Annotated in this window: 16 protein-coding genes and 1 pseudogene; 14 read left to right on the top strand and 3 right to left on the bottom strand. The window is 65.4% G+C overall.

The window, feature by feature from the left end:
* Window positions 1–338: 338 nt before the first annotated feature.
* The 5 genes and pseudogenes from RMR04_RS19560 (at window position 339) to RMR04_RS19540 (ending at window position 6,078) form a co-directional block, all read left to right on the top strand.
* Window positions 339–2,609, top strand: coding sequence for a mechanosensitive ion channel domain-containing protein (locus RMR04_RS19560; RefSeq protein ID WP_311910002.1), 2,271 nt, complete (start codon window positions 339–341; stop codon window positions 2,607–2,609).
* Between the two features lie 82 nt (window positions 2,610–2,691).
* Window positions 2,692–3,135, top strand: a complete 444-nt coding sequence (locus RMR04_RS19555) for a hypothetical protein (RefSeq protein ID WP_311910001.1) — start codon at window positions 2,692–2,694, stop codon at window positions 3,133–3,135.
* 125 nt (window positions 3,136–3,260) lie between these two features.
* Window positions 3,261–3,785, top strand: coding sequence for a transporter suffix domain-containing protein (locus tag RMR04_RS19550; protein WP_311910000.1), 525 nt, complete (start codon window positions 3,261–3,263; stop codon window positions 3,783–3,785).
* A gap of 136 nt (window positions 3,786–3,921) precedes the next feature.
* Entirely contained in the window at window positions 3,922–5,043 is a 1,122-nt protein-coding gene (locus RMR04_RS19545; RefSeq protein ID WP_410492139.1) for an HlyD family secretion protein, read from the top strand.
* A pseudogene (locus RMR04_RS19540) lies at window positions 5,033–6,078 on the top strand (hypothetical protein). Before RMR04_RS19545 ends, RMR04_RS19540 begins: the two are co-directional and overlap by 11 nt.
* On the opposite strand, the gene RMR04_RS19535 reads toward RMR04_RS19540, so the two are convergent.
* Window positions 6,051–6,392, bottom strand: coding sequence for a hypothetical protein (locus tag RMR04_RS19535; protein WP_311909998.1), 342 nt, complete (start codon window positions 6,390–6,392; stop codon window positions 6,051–6,053). The pseudogene RMR04_RS19540 and the gene RMR04_RS19535 sit on opposite strands and share 28 nt — an antisense overlap.
* Before the next feature lie 671 nt (window positions 6,393–7,063).
* Here RMR04_RS19535 and RMR04_RS19530 point away from each other — a divergent pair.
* Together RMR04_RS19530 and RMR04_RS19525 are read left to right on the top strand one after the other, a co-directional pair.
* Complete coding sequence (locus RMR04_RS19530) at window positions 7,064–9,277, top strand: TonB-dependent receptor (protein WP_311909996.1); 2,214 nt, start codon at window positions 7,064–7,066, stop codon at window positions 9,275–9,277.
* Window positions 9,278–9,405: 128 nt separating this feature from the next.
* Window positions 9,406–10,518, top strand: a complete 1,113-nt coding sequence (locus tag RMR04_RS19525) for an ABC transporter substrate-binding protein (protein ID WP_311915889.1) — start codon at window positions 9,406–9,408, stop codon at window positions 10,516–10,518.
* Between the two features lie 61 nt (window positions 10,519–10,579).
* On the opposite strand, the gene RMR04_RS19520 is transcribed toward RMR04_RS19525, so the two are convergent.
* The gene (locus RMR04_RS19520) at window positions 10,580–11,377 is read right to left on the bottom strand and encodes a class I SAM-dependent methyltransferase (protein ID WP_311909995.1); all 798 of its coding nucleotides are present in this window, start codon (window positions 11,375–11,377) and stop codon (window positions 10,580–10,582) included.
* 203 nt (window positions 11,378–11,580) lie between these two features.
* On the opposite strand from RMR04_RS19520, the gene RMR04_RS19515 reads away from it, so the two are divergent.
* Genes RMR04_RS19515 through RMR04_RS19505 form a run of 3 tightly spaced genes read left to right on the top strand, consistent with a single transcriptional unit; the run spans window position 11,581 to window position 14,560 of the window.
* Window positions 11,581–12,729, top strand: coding sequence for an ABC transporter substrate-binding protein (locus RMR04_RS19515; protein ID WP_311909994.1), 1,149 nt, complete (start codon window positions 11,581–11,583; stop codon window positions 12,727–12,729).
* Entirely contained in the window at window positions 12,726–13,790 is a 1,065-nt protein-coding gene (locus tag RMR04_RS19510; RefSeq protein ID WP_311909993.1) for a FecCD family ABC transporter permease, read from the top strand. The genes RMR04_RS19515 and RMR04_RS19510 overlap by 4 nt, the downstream gene beginning before the upstream one ends.
* The gene (locus RMR04_RS19505; protein ID WP_311909991.1) at window positions 13,784–14,560 is read left to right on the top strand and encodes an ABC transporter ATP-binding protein; all 777 of its coding nucleotides are present in this window, start codon (window positions 13,784–13,786) and stop codon (window positions 14,558–14,560) included. Before RMR04_RS19510 ends, RMR04_RS19505 begins: the two co-directional genes overlap by 7 nt.
* Before the next feature lie 161 nt (window positions 14,561–14,721).
* Here the strand turns inward: RMR04_RS19505 and RMR04_RS19500 are convergent, their stop codons facing one another.
* Window positions 14,722–15,324, bottom strand: a complete 603-nt coding sequence (locus RMR04_RS19500) for a TetR/AcrR family transcriptional regulator (RefSeq protein ID WP_311909989.1) — start codon at window positions 15,322–15,324, stop codon at window positions 14,722–14,724.
* Between the two features lie 79 nt (window positions 15,325–15,403).
* On the opposite strand from RMR04_RS19500, the gene RMR04_RS19495 reads away from it, so the two are divergent.
* The 4 genes from RMR04_RS19495 to RMR04_RS19480 all read left to right on the top strand — a co-directional run bounded on the left by RMR04_RS19495 (window position 15,404) and on the right by RMR04_RS19480 (window position 21,406).
* On the top strand, window positions 15,404–16,525 hold the full coding sequence (locus RMR04_RS19495; RefSeq protein ID WP_311909987.1) for an efflux RND transporter periplasmic adaptor subunit: 1,122 nt from the start codon (window positions 15,404–15,406) through the stop codon (window positions 16,523–16,525).
* Window positions 16,522–19,659 carry an efflux RND transporter permease subunit gene (locus tag RMR04_RS19490; protein WP_311909986.1) on the top strand — a complete coding sequence of 1,046 codons (3,138 nt, stop codon included), beginning with the start codon at window positions 16,522–16,524 and terminating at the stop codon, window positions 19,657–19,659. The genes RMR04_RS19495 and RMR04_RS19490 overlap by 4 nt, the downstream gene beginning before the upstream one ends.
* On the top strand, window positions 19,656–20,093 hold the full coding sequence (locus RMR04_RS19485; protein WP_311909984.1) for a MarR family winged helix-turn-helix transcriptional regulator: 438 nt from the start codon (window positions 19,656–19,658) through the stop codon (window positions 20,091–20,093). The genes RMR04_RS19490 and RMR04_RS19485 overlap by 4 nt, the downstream gene beginning before the upstream one ends.
* Before the next feature lie 257 nt (window positions 20,094–20,350).
* The gene (locus RMR04_RS19480; RefSeq protein ID WP_311915888.1) at window positions 20,351–21,406 is read left to right on the top strand and encodes a Cj0069 family protein; all 1,056 of its coding nucleotides are present in this window, start codon (window positions 20,351–20,353) and stop codon (window positions 21,404–21,406) included.
* Window positions 21,407–21,419: the final 13 nt, after the last annotated feature.

Below are 21,419 nucleotides of genomic sequence, written 5' to 3'. Positions count from 1 at the left end.
AGCGCCATGCCGCAACTCCGATGCCGCACATGCGAAAAGGATTCCGCACATAAAACTTGACCTTGCAGACATGGCTAAGCTTGTCGGCGCGGTTCGTATCGACTAACCTTGATCGCATAGGAGGGATCGGTCAATTCAGGTCAGCGATATATAATTTTCGTGTGTAAAGTCCTGTGGTCATAAATTATTTGATGCGAGTTCAGTATTTTAAGGTAGATATCGCTGCGCGTTGTCGAATTTCATTCTATAAGACGGCGGATGATGTCGGCGCTATGAGCTTATTTGCCGAAAGTGACTTCAGTTGTTTTTCTGACCTTGTGGCCAGAGGCCGTGCGTCAATGTCTGCTCAGAAACGATTCATCGGGCAACCCTTCACGTCAGCTTTGAGATTTCTGGCGCTCGCGCCTTTATTTTGCCTGTTTTTATGTTTGCACGCGCTCTCGCTTCCAGCGCTCGCCCAAACCGCGGCTCCGCCTGCCGGGATCAGCCAGGAACAGTTCGACGCACTTGTCGAAGCTATCGGCCGATCGGTCGTCGCGAAGCTGAAGGCACCCGCGCCTGCAGTGGCGGGAGGAGGGGGCTCGGACCCCGCCGCGGCCGCGACGCCGGACCCGCTCGAAGCCCGGGTGGCGCAATTCGTCGACAGAGGCGCCGCCGCTTTGGCGGCTTTCCCTGAGCTCGGCCGCCGGCTGGCGGAATTTCCCAGGCTGATCGTCCAGGCCGGCGATGGCCGCGGATTGTCGGCGTTTCTCCTGCTGCTGTTCATCTCCGCCGCGCTGGCGCTCGCCATCGAACGGCTCGTGGCGGCCCTGTTCGGCGGCCTGCGAACGCGCCTGGGCGCGAGAGTTGCCGCGACACCCGGCCCCGCCGCGCTGCTGCCGATCGGCGCGATCCTGACGCTCGATCTTGTCGGCGTCGCCGCCGTCTGGCTCGTCAGCTACGGCGCGATCGGCATCTGGTTTTCTCGCGGCGTGGGCCAGGACAAGCTCGCGGCCGCGGTCCTCGCGGGAATCTTCGCCTGGCGGCTCTACATGCTGGCTTTCCGCTTCGTGCTGCGGCCGAGCCTCGCCGGCGCCCGCCTCGCCGCAATGGACGATGGCGAGGCCGCTGCCCTGTATCGCCGCATCACGCTGATCGTCCTCCTGATCATGACCTTGCGAATCGTGATCCGCCTGCTGATCGCGACCGCGACCCCGGCGGAAGCGATCGCTGCCGGCCAGATCCTGGTGACGAGCCTCGTGCTGAGCTTCGTCTTCTGGATGGCCGCGCGCTCGCGCATCGCCGTCGGCCGCTGGCTGACCGGGTTGGCCTCGGCCCGAAACAGCCTGGCCGGCTGGCTGGGCGCTCACTGGCTCACCGTCGCGGCGCCGCTTTTCCTGGCGCTCGGTCTCACCCAGATCTATGGCGCCGTGGTTGCGCGCTACACCGTGCCCAATGCCGTGCTCCTGACGCTCAATGCGCTGATCGCGCTGATCGTGTTTCAAACGCTGGCGCGCTACCTGACCCGCGCGCGTGCGTCGGCCGTGGCCGAACGCGTCGAGGGTGAGCCCGCCGCGGATGCGGCGGCGATACCCGCTCCGCGCCGCCTTACCGATGTCGTCGTTCGCTGCATCCGGACGGCCATCCTGCTCGCCATCATGGTCTTCGTCGCGCAAAGCTGGATCGTGGATGTCTTCGCGCTCGTCGACGAGCAGGGCTGGCGGACGCTCACCCGCTCGTCCCTCGCGACGGCGGTGACGCTGTTCCTCGCCTTCGTGGCCTGGGAGCTGGTCGATTTCTTCACCCGCGCGACACCGGCCGCGGCCCACGACGTCGCGGCGGCGGGAGACGGCGGCGGCGGTTCCGGCTCCCGCCTTGCGACCATGCTGCCGCTGTTACGGGTCGTGCTCGCGATCACGATCGGCGTGCTGGCCTTGCTCATCGTGCTCTCGGAGATGGGGGTCAATATCGCCCCGCTTCTGGCCGGGGCGTCGGTGTTCGGGCTGGCCTTGTCCTTCGGCAGCCAGGCGCTCGTCCGCGATATCGTCTCAGGGATATTCTACCTGAGCGACGATGCCTTCCGCATCGGCGAGTACATCGATTGCGGCAAGGCGAAGGGATCCGTCGAGGGTTTCACGCTGCGCTCGATCCGGCTGCGCCATCAGAATGGCCAGGTCCACACCATTCCCTTCGGCCAGCTCGGCCAGATCACGAATTTCAGCCGGGACTGGGCGACCGTCAAATTCAACCTTCGCTTCAAGCGCGACACCGATCTCGAGAAGCTGCGCAAGACGGTCAAGAAGATCGGCGACCAGATGCAGGCCGACCCCGAATTCGCCAATGATTTCATCGCTCCGCTGCGCATGCAGGGCGTTGCCGACATCTTGGACAATGCGATTCTGGTTCGCTTCAAATTCACCGTCAAGCCGATCCAGCCGAGCTATGTCCAGCGGGTCGCGGTGAAGACCATGGTCACGACCTTCCCGACTGTCGGGATCGAGTTCGCGGACTCGATGGTCGCGGTCCAGACGATGGGCGCAGGCGGCGATCAGGCCGCGGCTGCGGCCGCGAACTCGGCCCAGAACCGATCGCGGGCCGAACTGGCCCTGTCCACGGAAGCGGGACAGTGACGATGCATATGGCGCTGCCGATCAAAATCATAACAGGCCGCTGAAGGCCGCTTTGGACGAACTGTCACGGGAGGAGAAGAACATGATCAAAACCGCACTATCCCTAGCAATCGCCGGCTTCCTCTGGAGCGCCCCGGCTGGCGCCCAGCAGCGAAATCTCGGTCCGGCGACCGGCTCCGTCAGCATCCGTCAGCTCCAGGTCGCCTTCATCGGTTCGGGTGCGATCGGCGGCGGTGTTCTCAAATTCGGCGGGCGCTCTTACGACATCACCGTGGCGGGCCTGGGCGTCGGCGGCATCGGCGCATCGCGTCTGCTTGCCCGCGGGCCGGTTTATGGCTTGAAGCGCGTCGATGATTTCGTCGGCCCCTATGTCCAGCTGCGCGAAGGCTGGGCGATCGGCGATGCCGGGCGCGGCCGGCTCTGGCTGCGCAATGCCAAGGGCGTGACCCTGCGCCTCAATACCCAGCGGCGCGGTCTCCAAATTTCGCTTGGCGCCGACGGCGTCGTGATCGGCTTCAAGCAATAGATCCATCATGTGCCGAGGACGCGCGCCGCGCGCGGCGCCCGTTCTCGGTGTCGCCAAAGCGTTTTCGAGCGAAGTGGATACCGGTTCGCGTGAAGAAAATGCGCTAAAATTGGGGGAGTTTCGACATGACGAACATGACGACGGATGCGTCGGCACCGGCTTCGGCCGGTTGGCGCTTCAAGCTGGGCATCTGTATTTTCGTCGGAGCCTTCGCGCTTTGGCTGCTGGTGCCGATCGCCGCCTCGATGGGCGTTGCGGGGCCACGCATCGCAGCGATGACGGGTGCGATCTTCATCGCCAACAAGGTTCTGCTCCTGACTTGCATCGCGGTGATGGGCAAGGCCGGCTTCCAGCAGCTTAAGGGGCTGATCTTTGGCTATGCCAAGGGTTTGGCGCCGAGCGGCCCGATTGGCCCGGCACGCCATGTCATCGGATTGGTGATGTTCTGCCTGCCGCTCGTCACGGCGATGCTCGAACCCTATGTCGACCAGTTCTTTCCGGGACTGAGGCCGAATATCTGGCAACTCCAGGCGCTCGGTGACCTCATGCTGATCGCCAGCTTCTTCGTTCTGGGTGGCGATTTCTGGAACAAGATTCGCGCCTTGTTCGTGCGCACGACCACGGTCGTCGACAGCGGTGCAGGCAGCTAGAGCGCTTAAGCAGCTTGAGCGCCTGCGGGGGAAGTGACTGCCGCGCAACGTGAAGAAATCGCGTTAAAACAATGACCTATAGCCATGTTCGATCAAACTGGATCGGGCATGGCCCTAACGGCCGAAAGGAAGCCCGATGAGCACCGAGGCGCAAGGCGTCGCGATGGCGGAGGAGCCGTCGCCCGCGACAGGCGAGGCTAAAGGCAACCCCTTGCGCAAGGCGGCGCTGATGGTGGTGGCGGTCGTTGCGGTGCTGTTTGCGCTGTCGATCGCGATGGAACGCCTGACGCCGTCCTCCGCACAGGCGGTGGTTCAGGCCTATGTGGTGCGGATGGCGCCCGATGTCTCCGGCCGCGTCGTCGAGGTCGGCGTCGTCGACAATGCCCGCGTCGCGGCGGGCCAGTTCCTGTTTCGGATCGATGCGCGGCCTTTCGAGATCGCGGTGACCGAAGCGCAGGCGCAGGTCGAGCGCATCGGCCAGACGCTGGGCGCATCGACGGCCGCGGTGGAGGCGGCCCAGGCGCGGCTGGTCAAGGCGGGGGCCGATTTCGAGAATGTGCAGTCCCAGACGCAGCGCACGCTTGAACTGGTGCAGCGCGGCATCACCGCCAAGGCCAAGGGCGACGAGGCGCGCGCGGCTCTGGAGGGCGCACGGGCGGCGGTCGACGGCGCGCAGGCCGATCTGGCGAAGGCGCGCCAGGAGCTTGGGCCGGCAGGCGCCGACAACCCGCAATTGCGGGGCGCCTTGGCGCAGCTTGAGCGGGCACGGCTGAATCTGCTGCACACCTCGGTCGTGGCGCCGGCATCGGGCGTGGTCACCAATCTCCAGCTCGCCACCGGCCAGTTCATCGCAGCGGGGCAGGCCGCTCTGACCTTCATCGATGCCAGCTCGATCTGGATTTCGGCGAATTTCAAGGAAAACAGCCTGGAGCACATGTCGCAGGCCGACAGCGCCGAGATCGTGATCGACGCGCTGCCCGGCAGCATCTTCAAGGCCAAGGTCGAGAGCATCGGCTGGGGCGTCTCGCAAAACAGCGTGGATCCCAGCACGGGCCTGCCCACCATCCGCAACAGCAGCGGCTGGATTCGCGATCCACAACGCTTCCCGGTGCGATTGATCTTCGACGGCGACCCGCCTGGCCGGGTGCGCTTCGGCTCCCAGGTCAATGTGGTCGTGTATACCGGCCAGAATCCCGTCGCCAATGCGCTCGGCGCCGCCTGGATCCGGATCATCTCGGTCCTGACCTATGCCAGCTGAGGCATCCCCGCGAAGCCTGGAGATCGCCCGTCAGCGGCGGATGGGGCTGCGGGTCGCGCTGGCGGTCTCGGTCGGGCTGAGCTTCGGCATCGGAGGCGGGGCGCTCATTCCCTTTCTGGGTCCGCTTTTCGCCGCACAGTTCCTGCTCGGCGGCGCCAGGCCGCTGCCGCTGGCCAAGGCGATCGGAACCGTCGGGTTGATCCTGCTGGCCGGGCAATTCTTCATCGTCATGGCCGGCCTGTTCGGCGGCCGGCCGGTGCAATTGCTCAGCCTGCTCGGGCTGTTCTTCTTCCTGTGCTTTTTTGTTCAGGCGCAGGGCAAGGGCGGCCCGGCCATCTTCCTGTCCCTGGTCATCGCGGTCATGGTGCCGCTGCTCGACCTGCTCCATGGCGACCTCGACCAGAGCATGATCATGGTCCTGTTCCAGGGCGCCGTCGGCGGCGTCGTGCTGTCCTGGCTGGCCCACGCCGCTGTGCCGGAGCCCGCCGGGGCCGCGGGCGAACTGCCTCCGCAAGTCGTCGCGCTGGGCAATCCGACCGCCCGCGCCTTGGCCAACACCGCCATCCTGCTGGGTTCGGTGACCCTGTGCCTGACCAACAGCGCCTTCTCCTCGGCGATCGTCATCCCGATCACCGTCGCCTCCCTGCTGCTGCAGCTTGATCTCGCCGGCGGCGCGCGCGGGCGCTGGGTCTCGTCGCGGTCAATCTGCTCGGCGGGGTGCTCGCTTCGCTGGCCTTCACCTTCCTCGAAATCCGCCCGTCGCTGCTCCTGCTGTTTCTCACCACGCTGCTGGTCGGCCTCGTCCTGGGTGGCCGGGCCGCGATGGCGTCGCCACTGGGCAAGGTCTATGGCGGGGCGCTCACGACATTCCTGATCCTGCTGGGAACCGGCCTGTCGCCCTTGCCGACATCGACGCCGGAATCGTTCTCGACACGGGTCTTCTATGTGCTGCTCGCCATCGCCTACGCGCTGTGCGCGACCGCGCTGCTATGGTCCCGCGAGCCGGTTCAGCGACGCGTCAGCAGCCAGGGGTAGCGGCGCAGATATCTGTCGCAGACCTGTTGTTCCAGGCCCTTGGCGTAGGCCGCGGAGAACTCCTTGGCGAAGTCCGCACTGCCCATCGTTATTGCCCGTGACGAGATGCCCCCAGCCTTGCTGTCGCGATAGGCTTGCGCCTGCGATCCCGTCTCGACGAGCGCGAGGCCGCGGCAGCGCGCCGCCGCCTCGCTGGCCGCGCCGATCTGGTAGAGAGCCCGGGGCGAACCCGCCTGCGGCGGCGCTTGCGCGGATACCGGCAAGGCAGCGACCAAGGCCAGCATCAGCAGTGCCGTGGCGAATTGTCCTTGCAACGGCGCCTCCTATAATCGTGAATCGAATGCGATAGAATTCGTTATAATCACAAATGGTTACATAGAATTATTGAATCAGTTTCGAAGAATTCCAGGACGCTTCGAAGAGATCCAGGACGCTTCAAAAAACCAAGACGCTTCGACTGTTTCAGCCATGGGCATGCAAGCATGCCGCCGCGACAGCCGGGACGCAAATCTCGGCTTTCCCAGGGCTGACCAGCTGCCGCTCATGAGCCTGTCTCGACGCCGCGAACCTCTGCACCGGGGCAGTCAGGTTCAAGCCTCGGCGCGTGAATCTGCCGGGAGTTCGAGGCCGCGCGGGAGCTGCTACGCCGCTACGCAGTCTGACCCTTCGCCCAGCCTCTGATTTTTAGAACCCAGCTTCCAGAAATTGACATCGACAGCGCATCGAGCCTCGGGGCAGTTGAGTTCCCCTGCGCGATGCGCGTCGAATCGCCTGGCGCGTACCGTCGACAGGAGTATTTATCTTGTGAAGATCGAATGTATTATAATAATTATAAAGTAATAGTTGCCAATTCAGCACATTAAAACTGAATTAAACTCTGAATATACAGAATATATTGACGTAAATTACTCCCAGGAACGATAAGCGACGAGATTGTTGCCGCTTTGCCGGCGTGCCCGGCGCGCCTTGTTCCCGAGAGACTGCCATGACGCTTGCCGATGTTCCGCCCGCAGATGTCGCCGCCCCGCGCTGTGGCGGAGGCCGCTACCGCCGCCTGACGCGCGGGCTGGCGTCGCTGCTTCTGGGGAGCGTGGGCCTCGGTGTCGCTACAGCCGCAGCCTGGGCCCAGGAGCGAAGCGGGGGCGCGCTGCAGCTTGACGAGATCGTCGTGGACGGCCCGGCGAAACCGGGTGCGGTTCCACCGGCTTTCACTGGGGGGCAGGTGGCGCAGGGTGGGCGGCTTGGCCTGCTCGGCAATGCCGAGACCCTCAAATCGCCCTTCAACATGACGAGCTATACGGCCGGGCTGATCGCAAATCTGCAGGCCTCGACCGTCGCCGATGCGCTGATCCTCGACCCATCGCTGCGCAGTTCGCATCCGTCCGGCGGCATTGTCGAGTCCTTCAACATCCGCGGCTTCCCGGTCGGGGAGGGCAATAGCGGCGAGGTCGCCTTCGACGGTGTTTTCGGCGTGGCGCCGAACTACAAGGTCTTCACCGATTATGCCGAGCGCATCGAGCTGCTCAAGGGCCCGGCCGCGGCGCTGACGGGTATCGCGCCCAATGGCGGCGTCGGCGGTGTCATCAACATCGTGCCCAAGCGCGCCGAGGCCGATCTGACGCGTGTGGGAACGGAGTTTTCCTCGAAAGCGCATGGCGGCGCCACCTTCGATCTGGCCCGCCGATACGGCTCCGGCCGCGAATTCGGCGTGCGCGTCAATGGCAGCCTGCGCGGCGGCGACACGGCGATCGACGGGCAGCGCAACACCACGGGCATCGGCTCGCTGGCACTGGACTATCAGGGCGAGCGCTTCAGGAGCTGGGTCTATGTGCTGGCCCAGCGCGACAGCTGGGACGCGCCGTCGCGCCCCTACAGGATGAGCGCCGGCATTCCGGTTCCCAAGGCGCCTAATGGCGCCCGCAATATGATCCAGCCCTGGGAGTTCTCCCAGGTCGACGACACTTCGGCGCTGATCAAGAACGAATATGATCTCACCGACACTGTGACTGTCTTCGCCAATGCCGGCGGCTCACGGACGCGAGTCAACCGCTTCTTCGCCAATTCGCCTTTGCCCACGATTCTCAATCTGAATGGCGACACCACCCAGGCGCCGCAATATTTCGACATGACGGTCGAGCGGCGGACCTATGACGCCGGCTTCCGTGCCCGGTTCGACACCGGCTTCATCAAGCATGCGCTGACCTTCCAGGCATCCTACTACCATGAGGACACCGATCGGGCCCTGACCGCTGGGCGCGCCTTCTCCTCGAACATCTACGCACCGGCGCTGACGGCGCCGCAATTCGCGACGCGCGCGCCCCGCATCCGGCTCTCGGACAGCGACCTGACGAGCCTTGCGCTGGCCGACACGCTGTCCGTGCTGGACGAGCGCGTCGCGCTGACGTTGGGCGTGCGGCGCCAATCCGTCGAATCGACCAATTATGCGACGACAACCGGAGCCGTCACCTCCTCCTATGACGAGAGCGCCACGACCCCGCTGGTCGGCCTCGTCCTGCGGCCTCACCAGAACCTGTCGCTCTATGCCAATTATGTCGAAGGGCTGAGCCGTGGCGACATTGCCCCCAACACCGCCAGCAACGCCGGGGAGACCTTTGCGCCCTACCGGACGAAGCAATACGAGGCCGGCGCGAAGCTGCAATATGGCAGCTTCGGCGCGACGCTCGCCGGCTTCCAGATCACCAAGCCGAGCGGGGAGCTCGCCGGCAACCAGTTCGTCGTCGGTGGCGAGCAGCGGGTTCGTGGCCTCGAGCTCAACATTTATGGTGAAGTCGCGTCCGGGCTGCGGCTTCTGGGCGGGCTCGCTTTGCTCGACGGCAAGCTGACCAAGACCGCGGTCGTGGCCAATCGTGGCAACGATCCGATCGGCGTGCCCTCCACCCAATTCAATCTCGGTGCCGAATGGGACCTGCCCTGGCTCAAGGGTCTGACGCTGACGGGCACGCTGGTCTACACCGGCAAGCAGTATATCGACGCCGCCAACACCCAATCCCTGCCGGACTGGGCGCGGCTTGATATCGGAGCACGCTACGCTACCGAGATCGCAGGCCGCAAGACGACCTTCCGGGCCACTGTCCAGAACGTCACGGCGGAAAAATACTGGTCGAGCGTCGCCTCCTTCGGGACCTTCTATCTCGGCGCGCCGCGAACCTATCGCCTGTCCATGTCGGTCGACCTATGAGGATGCCGGGTCTCGCTTTTAGCCGGCAGATGCGCCTGCCAGGCCGCATCAGCTGGGTCGCGCTCAGAGAGTGCTTGCTCTTGGCGCGCTTCCTCCTGGCGCGGGCCATCCTGCTGTCGCTGGCTTTCATGCTTTGCACTGGGGCTGCCCGCGCGGAGCAGGTCACGGTGACGGATGTGCTGGGCCGCAATGTCAGGGTGACGGTTCCAGTCGAGCGGGTCCTGCTTGGCGAGGGGCGGCAGATCCACATCGTCGCCGCGCTTGATCGCGAGGCTCCATTCCGCCGCGTGGTCGGCTGGGGGGACGATCTCGAGAAGGCCGACCCCGACACCTACCGGGCCTATCTCGCCCGCTATCCTGGGATCGCCGCATTGCCCAAATTCGGCGCCGCGAGCCAGGGCGGCTTCGATATCGAAAAGGCCGTCTCGCTGAAGCCCGACGTGGTCTTCCTGAATCTGGAGGCGCAGCGCGCCAGCGAGGAGACGCAGCTCATCGAAAAGCTCGCTGCCGTCGGCGTGCCGGTCGTCTACATCGATTTTCGTCATGCGCCGTTCCGGAACACCGAACCGTCGATCCGGCTGATGGGGCAGCTCTTTGGCCGCTCCGAGATCGCCGAGGCCTTGATCGCCTTTCGCGCGAGCGAGATCGCGCGGGTGACCGAGCGGCTGGCGAAGGCGCAGGACCTCAGGCGGCCGCTGGTGATGCTCGACCGGATACCCGGCTATTCCGACGATTGCTGCATGACCTTCGGCCCTGAGAACTTCGGCAAGATGGTCGAGATCGCCGGCGGCACCAATCTCGGAAGCGAATTGCTGTCTGGCACATTCGGGACGATCAATCCGGAAACGATCATCGCCCGCAATCCCGAAGTGGTCATCGCGACCGGCGGCAACTGGGGCGCGCTTGCCCCTGGCGGTGGCTGGGTCGGCCTGGGGCCGGGAGCTGATCTCGACGAGGCCAGGCGCAAGCTCGCCGCGCTCGCTAGGCGCCCCGCCTTCGCCCAGACGGCGGCCGTCGCGAATGGTCGCGTCCATGCCATCTGGCATCAGTTCTACAACAGCCCCTACCAGTTCGTGGCGCTTCAGCGGATCGCAGGCTGGCTCCATCCCGCGCTCTTCGCCGATCTCGATCCGGAGGAGACACTGCGCCAACTCCACGAGCGCTTCCTGCCGCTGCCCTATCGTCCCGGCTACTGGGTCGGGCTCGACGGGAGGCGAAACGGCGATAAGCCTGCACCGTGAGGCGCCAAGGCCTGGAAACGCAGAGACTTGGAAACGCGCCGGATCCGCGCAGCCGGCCCTGTCAGCCGGGCTTGCGGGCGGAAACCAGAAAACGGTCCTGGCTGGCGCGTTCCAGCCGCTGGTGCAGCGGCATGAAGCGGCCTTGCGCGCGATGGATCGCCCGCAGGTCGCGGTCGATCGCGATGTCGACGAAGCTCGCCTCGCCGAGCAGCCGCGCGACCTCTTCGGGCCGGCAACCCCTGGCGAAATAGACCCGCGAGACGATGTCGGCGTGGACAGCGGCGTGCGCCGCCGGTGGCGGCAGCTTCGCGAAGCGCTTTGCGAGCCTTGCGAGCAGGCGCAGCGCCCGGCCATTGCCCGGGCGTGGATTGGTCATGTCGACATCGACGATCGCGACCTTGCCGCCGGGCTTGAGGACGCGGAACCACTCGCGGAAGGAGGCGGGCGGATCGGGCAGCGTCCAGACCAGATGGCGGGTCGCCACCACGTCATAGCTTCCGTCTGCCTCGAGCGTGTCCTCGGCGTCGCCGGCATAGAGGCGGATCGGCTTGCCCGCGGTCTTGACGCGGGCCCGGGCGAGCATCGCCTCGGAGAGGTCGAGCCCCGTCACGCTATAGCCGAGCTCCGCCAGCAGCAGCGAAATCACGCCTGTGCCGCTGGCGAGATCGAGCGCCCTGCCGCCTTTCGTCTCGCCGTCCTGGGCGCTGCCGAGATGGCGCGCGAACAGTGCAAGCCAGGCCCGCCGCTCATCGGCCGAGAAGATCTCGTGGCCGGGCTGGCTGTCGAAGCTCTCCGAGCGCATCGACCAATAGTCGCGGATCTCGTCTTTCAGGCTGAGATTATGATGCAAGGCCGTCATGGCTGGAGCGCCCGTCCCGTCGATGACGGTTTGCAGAGCACGAAAGCAGCGGGCCGGGCAAGCGTGGATGCGGCCGGAACATGCAGAAATTCTACTGTCCGGATCACGGTCATATCTTTGTTTAGACCAATTAAAAAAGATAAACCTTGACCCTATACAGGCCCAGACATAGGAGCCCGAGACTTTCCCGAAGGGCTTTTCTGATGTTGTCTCCGAGCAGGATCCTTGGTGTATTCGGCCTTGCCGCGTCGCTGCTGGTCGCGGTTTCGCCGGCGCGGGCCGAAAAGGTCGCGGTCACCGACGTGCTCGGCCGCAAGGTCGAGGTCGAGACGCCGGTCCAGCGTGTGATCCTGGGCGAGGGGCGGCAGATGTATTTCGTCGCCGCGCTGGATCGGGACGAGCCGTTCAAGCGCGTCGTCGGCTGGCGCGACGACCTGCCGAAGGCCGATCCCGACAGCTACAGGGCCTATCTCGCGCGCTATCCCGGGATCGCGAAACTCCCGACCTTCGGCGGCATGAAGGAGGGCGCCTTCGACATCGAACAGGCGATCGCCCTCAAGCCCGACGTGCTCTTCCTCAATGTCGAGGCGAAGATCGCCAGCGATGAGGCGAGCCTGGTCGAGAAGCTCGCCGCGGTCGGCATCCCGGTGGTTTATGTCGATTTCCGCGAGAAGCCGTTCCAGAACACCGAGCCCTCGATGCGGCTGATCGGCAAGCTCTTCGGCAAGGAGGCGATCGCCGAGGACTTCGTCTCCTTCCGCTCAGCCGAGATCGCCCGCGTCACCGAGCGGCTGGCCAAGGTGCAGAACCTGAAGAAGCCCGTCGTGATGATCGAGCGCGCCGGCGGTTATTCCGATGATTGCTGCATGTCCTTCGGCAACGAGAATTTCGGCAAGATGGTCGAGATCGCCGGCGGCCGGAATCTCGCCGCCGACCTGATCCCCGGCACCTTCGGCACCGTCAATCCGGAAGCGGTCGTCGCGGCCAATCCCGAGGTGGTGATCGTCACCGGCGGCAATTGGAGCGCCTATGTGCCCAACGGCGCCTGGGTCGGGCTCGGGCCGGGCAGCGATCTTGTGGAGGCGCGCCGCCGGCTCGCCGCGCTCGCCAAACGCCCGGCCTTCGCGCAGACGCAAGCCGTGAAACAGGGTCGCGTCCACGCGATCTGGCACCAGTTCTACAACAGCCCCTATCAGTTCGTGGCGATCCAGGAGATCGCGACATGGCTGCATCCGGAGCTGTTCAAGGATATCGATGCGGCTGCGACGCTGAAGACGCTGCATGAGCGCTTCCTGCCGCTGCCTTATGAGCCCGGCTACTGGGTCACGGTCGAGAGCAGGCTGGGGCAATGACCGTAACCGCTGCCCGGGACGCGGTGCAGGCGCGCTTCGCCTATCGCGCCCTGACATTCCGCCGGCGCCTGATCCTGCTTGGGCTGTTCGGGCTGTTGCTGGCGAGCTTCGTCGTCGACCTGATGTTGGGCCCGGCCCGCTACAGCGCGAGCCAGGTGCTCCAGGCGCTGTTCGACCCCACGGGCGTGCCAGCTGCGCTGCGGGTGGTGATCTGGGACATCCGGCTGCCGGTTGCGCTGATGGCGGTCGTCACCGGCGCTTCGCTCGCGGTCGCGGGCGCGCAGATGCAGACCATCCTGAACAACCCGCTCGCCAGCCCGTTCACGCTCGGCATCTCGGCGGCGGCGAGCTTTGGCGCGGCGCTCGCGCTCGTCTTCGGCGTCGGCCTGCTGCCGATCGCGGCTGACTATATCGTCTCGATCAACGCCTTCATCGTGGCGATGGCGGCGGCGCTGCTGATCCACGTTCTCAGCCAGTCACGTGGCGTCACCACCGAGACCGTGATCCTGCTCGGCATCGCGCTGGTCTTCACCTTCAACGCGCTGCTCGCGCTGCTGCAATTCTTCGCCTCCGAGCAGGCGCTCGGCGCAGTGGTGTTCTGGATGATGGGCTCGCTGACAAAGGCGAGCTGGAACAAGCTCGCCATCACCACCGGCGTGTTCGCCCTGAGCCTGCCCTTCTTCTTCCACCGCGCCTGGGCCCTGACGACGCTCAGGCTCGGTGACGACAAGGCGGCGAGCTTCGGCATCAACGTCAAGCGGCTGCGGCTCGAGATCATGCTGCTTGTCAGCCTGCTCGCTGCCGTCCCGGTCTCCTTCGTCGGCACGATCGGCTTCATCGGCCTCGTCGGCCCCCATATCGCGCGCATGGTGATCGGCGAGGACCAGCGCTTCTTCGTGCCGGCCTCGGCGCTGGCGGGGGCTGCGATCCTCTCGGCCTCCTCGGTCGTCTCGAAATCGCTGATCCCGGGCCTGATCTTTCCGATCAGCATCGTGACCGCATTGATCGGCGTGCCGTTCTTCTTCAGCCTGATCATGACGAGCAGGAAGCGGTCATGGTGACGCTCAAGCTCGACGGCGTCGGCGTGTCCTATGGCCGCCGCAGCGTCCTGGAAGGCATCACGACGCCCGTGCTCGCAGGCGGCGAAGTCGTCGCTGTGGTCGGGCCCAACGCGGCCGGCAAGTCGAGCCTGTTCCGGCGCATCGCCGGGTTGATCTCCGGCGCCGGCGAGGTCGCGATCGAGGGCAAGAGCCCGGTGGCGGGACGCAGCCGGCCGAACGCTTGCTACCTGCCCCAGGACACGGCGGTGAATGCCGTGCTCACCGTCTACGAGTCGATCCTGCTCGCCTTCAAGCAGGGTGGCTCCTGGTCGGTCAGCGACGATGAGCTCAAGCGCATCGACACGGTGCTGCGCGAACTCGAGATCGAGGATCTGGCCTTTCGCGGGCTGGGCGAGCTCTCCGGCGGCCAGCGCCAGCTCGTCTCGATTGCCCAGACGCTGGCGCGCGAGCCCGATATCCTGCTGCTCGACGAGCCGACCAGCGCGCTCGATCTCCACCGCCAGTTCGAGGTTCTCTCCCTGGTCCAGCGGCTGGCCCGCGAGCGCGGCATGCTGGTGCTGATCTCGATCCACGACCTCAATCAGGCGCTGCGCTTCGCCGACCGCATCATGGTGCTGGCCCGTTCGCGGCTGGTGGCGCTGGGCGCGCCGCGGGAGATCGTGACACCGGCGCTGCTTGCCGATGTCTATGGCGTGCGCGCCCGCGTCGAGATGCTGGAAGGCGAACAGCCTTATGTCGTCGTCGAAGGGGCCGTAGGGCGCGCGGCCTGAGCCTGGCCGCGCTGCCGTGGTTCGACAAACGCAGACAGGCCGGCGAGCAGGGCCAGGATCCCCCCGGGTCACCCGTCAGCCGGAGAGCGCGCTCGTTGGTGCATCCCGCACGAGCTCAGTGTCCGTAAAACCTGCGCTGGGGGCCTCGGTCGCGGAGATCGTCATTGGCGCCGGCTCGGCTGTGCATCGTCAGCAGACTGCGCCGCGACGCTAGCGGCCGCCGCCTGCAGAAACTGCTTCGACAGGCGCTCGTCGTTGACAGAGCGCGCGAGCAGAACGGCGCCGACCATCGTCGAGAGAATGGCCATGGCCTTGCCATCGGGCACATCACCATCGGCCTTGCCGACCCAGCCGCTCAGCATCTCAAGATGGTCTGCGATCCCCGCTTCGAACGCCGCCTTCACGTTCGGGCCTTGCCTGGCGGCATCCGAACCCAGCGCGACGATGGGACAACCATCGGTTTTCTCGGCGCAGTGACCCATGCTGAGATAGAAATCGACCACTGCCGCCAGCGGCGCCTCAGGATGGGACTGGGCGGCTGCCGACCAACGGCCCGTGGCGCTCTCCAGCGCGCGCCTGGATGCTTGCGCCGCCAGGTCGTCCTTGGATTCGAACTGCTTGTAGAAGGCGCCCTGCGTCAGCCCCGCGCCAGCCATCAGATCTTTCAGCCCAATGCCGTCGAACCCGTGTTCCCGGAAGAGACGGCTGGCCACGTCGATGACCGTTGCCCGGTTTTCCTCGGCCTGCTGGCGCGTGACACGCATCGGGACCCTCCATAATTAGATTGCGTTCGACATCTATATTCAGTATAGCGGTCGAATGCAATCTAATTGGTTCGGGACGATGAGCAAGAAAAAGAAGTCGGTGATCGCCGCCGGGGGCGTCGTGCTCGCCGTGGCGGCAGTGGCGGCATTCGTCACCTTATCGGCGAGGCCGCAGAACGCGTCGGCGATCAGCGATCCCAGGCAGAATGCTCCGATCGTCAGGCTGGTGACGCCAACGCCGGTCGTGGACGCCGAACGCCGTTTCACGGGTGCTGTCGCGGCCCGGGTGCAGAGCAATCTGGGCTTCCGCGTTCCCGGCAAGATCGTCGAACGCCTGGTGAATGTCGGCCATGCCGTCGCGGCCGGTCAGCCGTTGCTGCGGATCGACGAGACGGATTTGCAGCTCGCCCTCGCGGCCAAACGCAACGCGGTTGCTGCGGCTCGCGCTGTCCTGGTTCAGGCCCGTGCCGACGAGAAGCGTTATGCCGTTCTGGTCAAGGACGGTTTCGCGGCCAGCCCACAGCGCTATGAACAGGCAAAGGCTGCCCTCGACACCGCCGCCGCCCAGCTTGCGGCCGCCGAGGCCGACGAGAAAGTGGCTGAGAACGGATCGAGCTATTCGGTCCTGGTTGCCGACGCCGACGGAATCGTCGTCGAGACCCTTGGCGAGCCGGGCCAGGTCGTAACCGCCGGGCAGACCGTCATCCGGCTGGCCCAGGCCGGCCCGCGCGAGGCGGTCGTTGCGCTCCCCGAGACGATCAGGCCGGCCATTGGTTCTCCGGCCGTGGCCAATCTCTATGGCGCGGAGGCGCGCCGCTACTCGGCCACCCTCCGGCAGCTCTCGGATTCGGCGGATCCTCAGACCCGCACCTATGAAGCGCGCTATGTGCTCGACGGCGAGGCCGCCTCAGCGCCGCTCGGCGCAACCGTGACGATCCGGTTGGCCCATCAGGCAAGCCAGCCCGAGATGGAAGTGCCGCTCGGTGCGGTGCTGGACGATGGCCAGAAGACGGGTGTCTGGCTGCTGGACGCTGCCTCCTCGACCGTGAAATTCCGCCCGATCACCTTGGTCCGGGTGACCAGCGAGACTGCGATCATATCCGGGCTGAGCGCGACCGAGCCGGTGGTGTCTCTCGGGGCTCACCTGCTGCAGGACGGTGCGCGCGTCAGGACCGTGTCCCAAAACGGGGGCACCAAATGAGCCTCAATCTTTCAGCGATCGCGGTTCGCGAACGGGCTGTCACCCTGTTTTCGATCATCCTGCTGGTTGCCGCCGGCATCTACGCCTTCTTCATGCTCGGCCGGGCGGAGGATCCGAGCTTCACCATCAAGACGCTGACCGTCACGACCGTATGGCCGGGTGCGACCGCGCGCGAGATGCAGGACCTGGTCGCCGAGCCGCTGGAGAAACGGATCCAGGAGCTGACCTGGTACGACCGCGTCGAGACGACGACCCGGCCGGGTTACGCCTATATGACCGTCACGCTGAAGGACAGCACGCCGCCTGCCGCGGTCGAGGGCGAGTTCTATCAGGCCCGCAAGAAGCTTGGCGACGAGGCCCGCAACCTGCCGCCTGGCGTTCTCGGCCCCTTCGTCAATGACGAATACTCGGATGTGAGTTTCGCCCTCTATGCCTTGAAGGCGAGGGGGATGCCGATGCGCGAATTGGCGCGGCAGGCGGAGACCATCCGTCAGGATCTGCTGCATGTTCCGGGCGTCAAGAAGATCAACATCCTCGGCGAGCGGCCCGAGCAGATCTTCGTCGAGTTCTCCTATTCGAAGCTCGCGACGCTGGGCGTATCGGCGCAGGACATCATCACGGCCCTGCAGCGGCAGAACACCGTCACGCCCGCAGGCTCGATCGATACGAGCGGTCCGCAGATGTTCATTCGTGTCGACGGTGCCTATCAAGGCCTGAAGGCGATCGCCGACACGCCCATCGTCGCCGCGGGACGGACGCTGAAGCTCTCCGATATCGCCGATATACGCCGCGGCTACCAGGATCCCCCGACCTATCTGATCCGCCGTCAGGGCGAGGCCACGATCCTGGTTGCCGCCGTCATGCAGGCGGGCTGGGACGGGCTGGCCCTTGGCAAGGCGCTGGAAGAAAAGACGGCGGCAATCGCGCAGACGCTGCCGCTCGGCATGACGCTCGACAAGGTGACCGACCAGGCCGTCAACATCACCTCGGCGGTCGACGAGTTCATGATGAAGTTCGCGATGGCGCTGGGCGTCGTGCTGCTGGTGAGCCTGCTCAGCCTCGGCTGGCGCGTCGGCATCGTCGTGGCCGCGGCCGTGCCGCTGACGCTTGCCGTGGTGTTCCTGATCATGCTGGAGACCGGCCGGTTCTTCGACCGCATCACGCTCGGCGCCCTCATCCTGGCGCTCGGCCTCCTGGTCGATGACGCCATCATCGCCATTGAGGTCATGGTGGTGAAGATGGAAGAGGGCATGGACCGCATCAAGGCGGCTGCCTATGCCTGGAGCCATACGGCGGCCCCCATGCTGTCGGGCACGCTGGTGACGATCGCCGGCTTCCTGCCCGTCGGTTTCGCGCGTTCGACTGCCGGCGAATATGCCGGCAACATCTTCTGGGTCGTGGGCTTCGCCCTGATCGTCTCCTGGATCGTGGCGGTGGTCTTCACGCCCTATCTCGGCGTGAAAATGCTGCCCGACATCAAGCCGATTCCCGGCGGCGTGCACGCGATCTACGACACACCGAATTATCGGCGGCTGAGGGGGCTCATCACCTTTGCCGTGCGCCACAAATTCATGACATGCGCGATCGTCGTCGTGGCGTTCGCGCTGTCGGGCATCGGCATGGCCGGCGTCAAACAGCAGTTCTTCCCGACATCGGACCGCCCGGAAGTGCTGGTCGAGGTGCGCTTGCCGGAAGGGACCAGCGTTGAGACGACGACGGCAGCGGTCCAGAAGCTGGAAAGCTGGCTGGGCGGCCAGCCCGAGGCGACCATCGTCACCAGCTATGTCGGCCAGGGCGCGCCGCGCTTCTTCTTCGCGATGGCGCCCGAACTGCCTGATCCCGCCTTCGCCAAGATCGTTGTCCTGACAGCTGATGCCGGGGCGCGTGAAGTCCTGAAGCGCAGGCTGCGCGAGGCCGTATCCCATGGCCTTGTCCCTGAAGCCTTCGTGCGCGTCACCCAGCTCGTCTTCGGCCCCTATACGCCGTTCCCGGTCGAGTTCCGCGTGATGGGCCCCGATCCGGCGCAGCTCTATGCGATTTCCGCACAGGCGCTGGAGGTGATGCGGGGCGTGGCCGACGTCCGTCAGGCCAACCGCGACTGGGGCAATCGCACGCCCGTGCTGCGCTTCGTGCCCGACCAGGACCGGCTTAACCTCATCGGCCTGTCGCCCGCGGCGGTTGGCCAGCAGCTGCAATTCCTGCTGACCGGCGTCACCGTCACGCAGGTTCGCGAGGATATCCGCAACGTGCCGGTGGTGGCGCGCAGCGCCGGCAGTGAGCGGCTCGACCCGGCGCGTCTCGCGGACTTCTCGCTGATGAGCCGCGACGGTCGCCAGATCCCGCTCGACCAGATCGGCCACTCCGAAATGCGTCTGGAGGAGCCGATCCTGAAACGGCGCGACCGCACGCCCGTCATCACGATTCGCGCAGATATCAATGAGGCCACCCAGCCTCCGGAGGTCTCCAAGCAGATCATCACGGCCCTCCAGCCGCTGATCGCTTCACTCCCGGCGGGCTATCGCATCGAGACCGGAGGATCGATGGAGGAGGCGACCAAAGCCAATACCGCCTTGGGGAAGGTCTTCCCGGTGATGATCGCCGCCACGCTGATCGTCATCATGCTCCAGGTGCGCTCGTTCTCGATGATGGCGATGGTGCTGCTCACGGCGCCGTTGGGCGTGATCGGCGTCGTCCCGACATTGCTCCTCTTCAACCAGCCCTTCGGATTCAACGCCATCCTCGGTCTCATCGGGCTCGCCGGCATCCTGATGCGCAACACCTTGATCCTGACCGAGCAGATCGAGGAAAACCGCGCCGCCGGCCTCGACGACTATCACGCCGTCATCGAAGCGACGGTGCAGCGGACACGGCCGGTGATCCTGACGGCGCTTGCGGCCGTGCTCGCCTTCATACCGCTCACGCACTCCGTCTTCTGGGGATCGATGGCCTACACGCTGATCGGCGGCACCGCCGTCGGCACCGTTCTGATCCTGCTGTTCCTTCCCGCGCTCTATACCGCCTGGTTCCGCATCAAGCCGACGACCGATCACGAAAGCCGGGGTTCGTCGGTCAGGCCGGAATCGCACGCGGCATTGGAGGCAGGGGCTGAAGGCGCTGCGGAACCTGCCCGATGAAGGCCTGGTCTGCCACGACGTCGATTGGAGCTGAGTGGAGCTCGGGCGTGTTGGTGCAGGCGCAGCGTGCGGCTCGCGTCCTGACGCGGCGCTTCGACAGCGCCTTGCAGCCCGTCGGGATCAGCAGCGGGCAGGTCTCGCTGTTGATGTCGATCGATCAGGCAAAATCACCGAGCCTCGGCACCATCGCCGCTCTGTTGGCGATGGACAGAACGACACTGACGGCAAACATCAAGCCGCTGGAGCGCCGCAAGCTGGTCAGGACGACCATCGACGAGAGGGACGGGCGAGTCCGCATTTTAGCGTTGACGCCAGAAGGCCGCGCGCTGCTTGCCGAAGCCTTGCCGATATGGCTTCGACTGCATTCCGCGATCGAAGCCCGCTTGGCAGAGCCCATGCGTTTGAAGGCAGATTTGAGCTTGTTGTCTGAATGATCGTGCGATCCGACGCGTCGGCATTTCATTGGTCGCCGCGATACGGCGACGCCGATAATCCGGGACTAGGTCAGATCGACAAGTCGCCCGTTCCCATCTGGCGCTGAAGCTTGATCGCGCGGCGTGCCGGATCTATTGATCGAGTGTCGGGGCGTCGCAGGCTCCCGGCGCCTCAAGACGGTTCCCCGTCCAAGTCCTGCTCGCGGTTGGCGTGTTCGCGCGCCGCCGGAGCACGATTGAATGGGAGCCGTTTTTTCATGTCCGAATCCAGAACCCACCTTGGCCGCGTCGCCCTTCTGTGGCGCGGTGATGAAGCGGAACGCCGCAGCGCCACGCTGGCGACCAGCCGGTTCAAGGCCGTATTCGCGGCGCTCGCGGATGTCGGCGTCAAGGCAAAACCCGTCGTCTACGAGGACGAGGTTGTGGACGCCGTTCGCGCAGAGCTCGCCAGGTTCGATGGCGTGCTCGTCTGGGTCAATCCGATCCATGAAGGGCGAAACCGCTCGAACCTCGACGCACTGCTGCGCGAGGTCGCGGCGCGTGGCGTCTGGGTGAGCGCTCATCCCGATGTCATCCTCAAGATGGGCGTCAAGGAGGTTCTCCATCGAACCCGGATGATGAGCTGGGGCGGCGACACGGCGCTTTATCGAACAGCCGAGGCGATGCGCGCCGAATTTCCGGCGCGGCTTGCCGCTGGACCGCGCGTGATCAAGCGCAATCGCGGCAATGGCGGCCAGGGCGTCTGGAAGGTCGAGATGCTGGCGAGTGTTGAGATGCCGGCAAGTCCCGCCAATCGGCCGATGGTGCGCGTGCTGGACGCCACCAAGGATGTGCCGGAGGAGCTGGCGCTGGATGCGTTTCTGGAACGCTGCGTCGCGTATTTCGAAGACGGCTGTGTGATCGATCAGGTTTTCCAGGCGCGGCTGAGCGAAGGCGTGGTGCGTTGTTATATGGCGGGCGATCGCTGCGCGGGCTTCGGGCATCAGAAGGTCAAGGCTTTGGTGGAGGCGCCGGCGGCGCGTGCGCAGGCCGGGCCGCGGCTCTACACATCCAAGGCCGAGCCGCGCTTTCAGCGTCTGCGCCGGTTGATGGAAGACGAGTGGACGCCACAGCTCGCCACTGTGCTGGGCATCCAGCAGTGCGACCTGCCGATGATCTGGGACGCAGACTTCATGCTCGGGCCGCCCGGGGAGGACGGCACCGATGCTTACGTGCTTGGCGAGATCAATGTCAGCTCGGTGTTCCCGATCCCCGACGAGGCGCCGGCTGAGATCGCAAGCCGCGTCGCCGATCGGCTACGATCGAAGCTCTGACAGGGAAAGGCCG

Origin of the sequence: Bosea sp. 685, from assembly GCF_031884435.1 — a bacterium.
GTDB lineage: Bacteria > Pseudomonadota > Alphaproteobacteria > Rhizobiales > Beijerinckiaceae > Allobosea.
The sequence above is the reverse complement of the archived record's forward strand: the minus strand, read 5'-3'. Positions and strand labels throughout refer to the sequence as shown.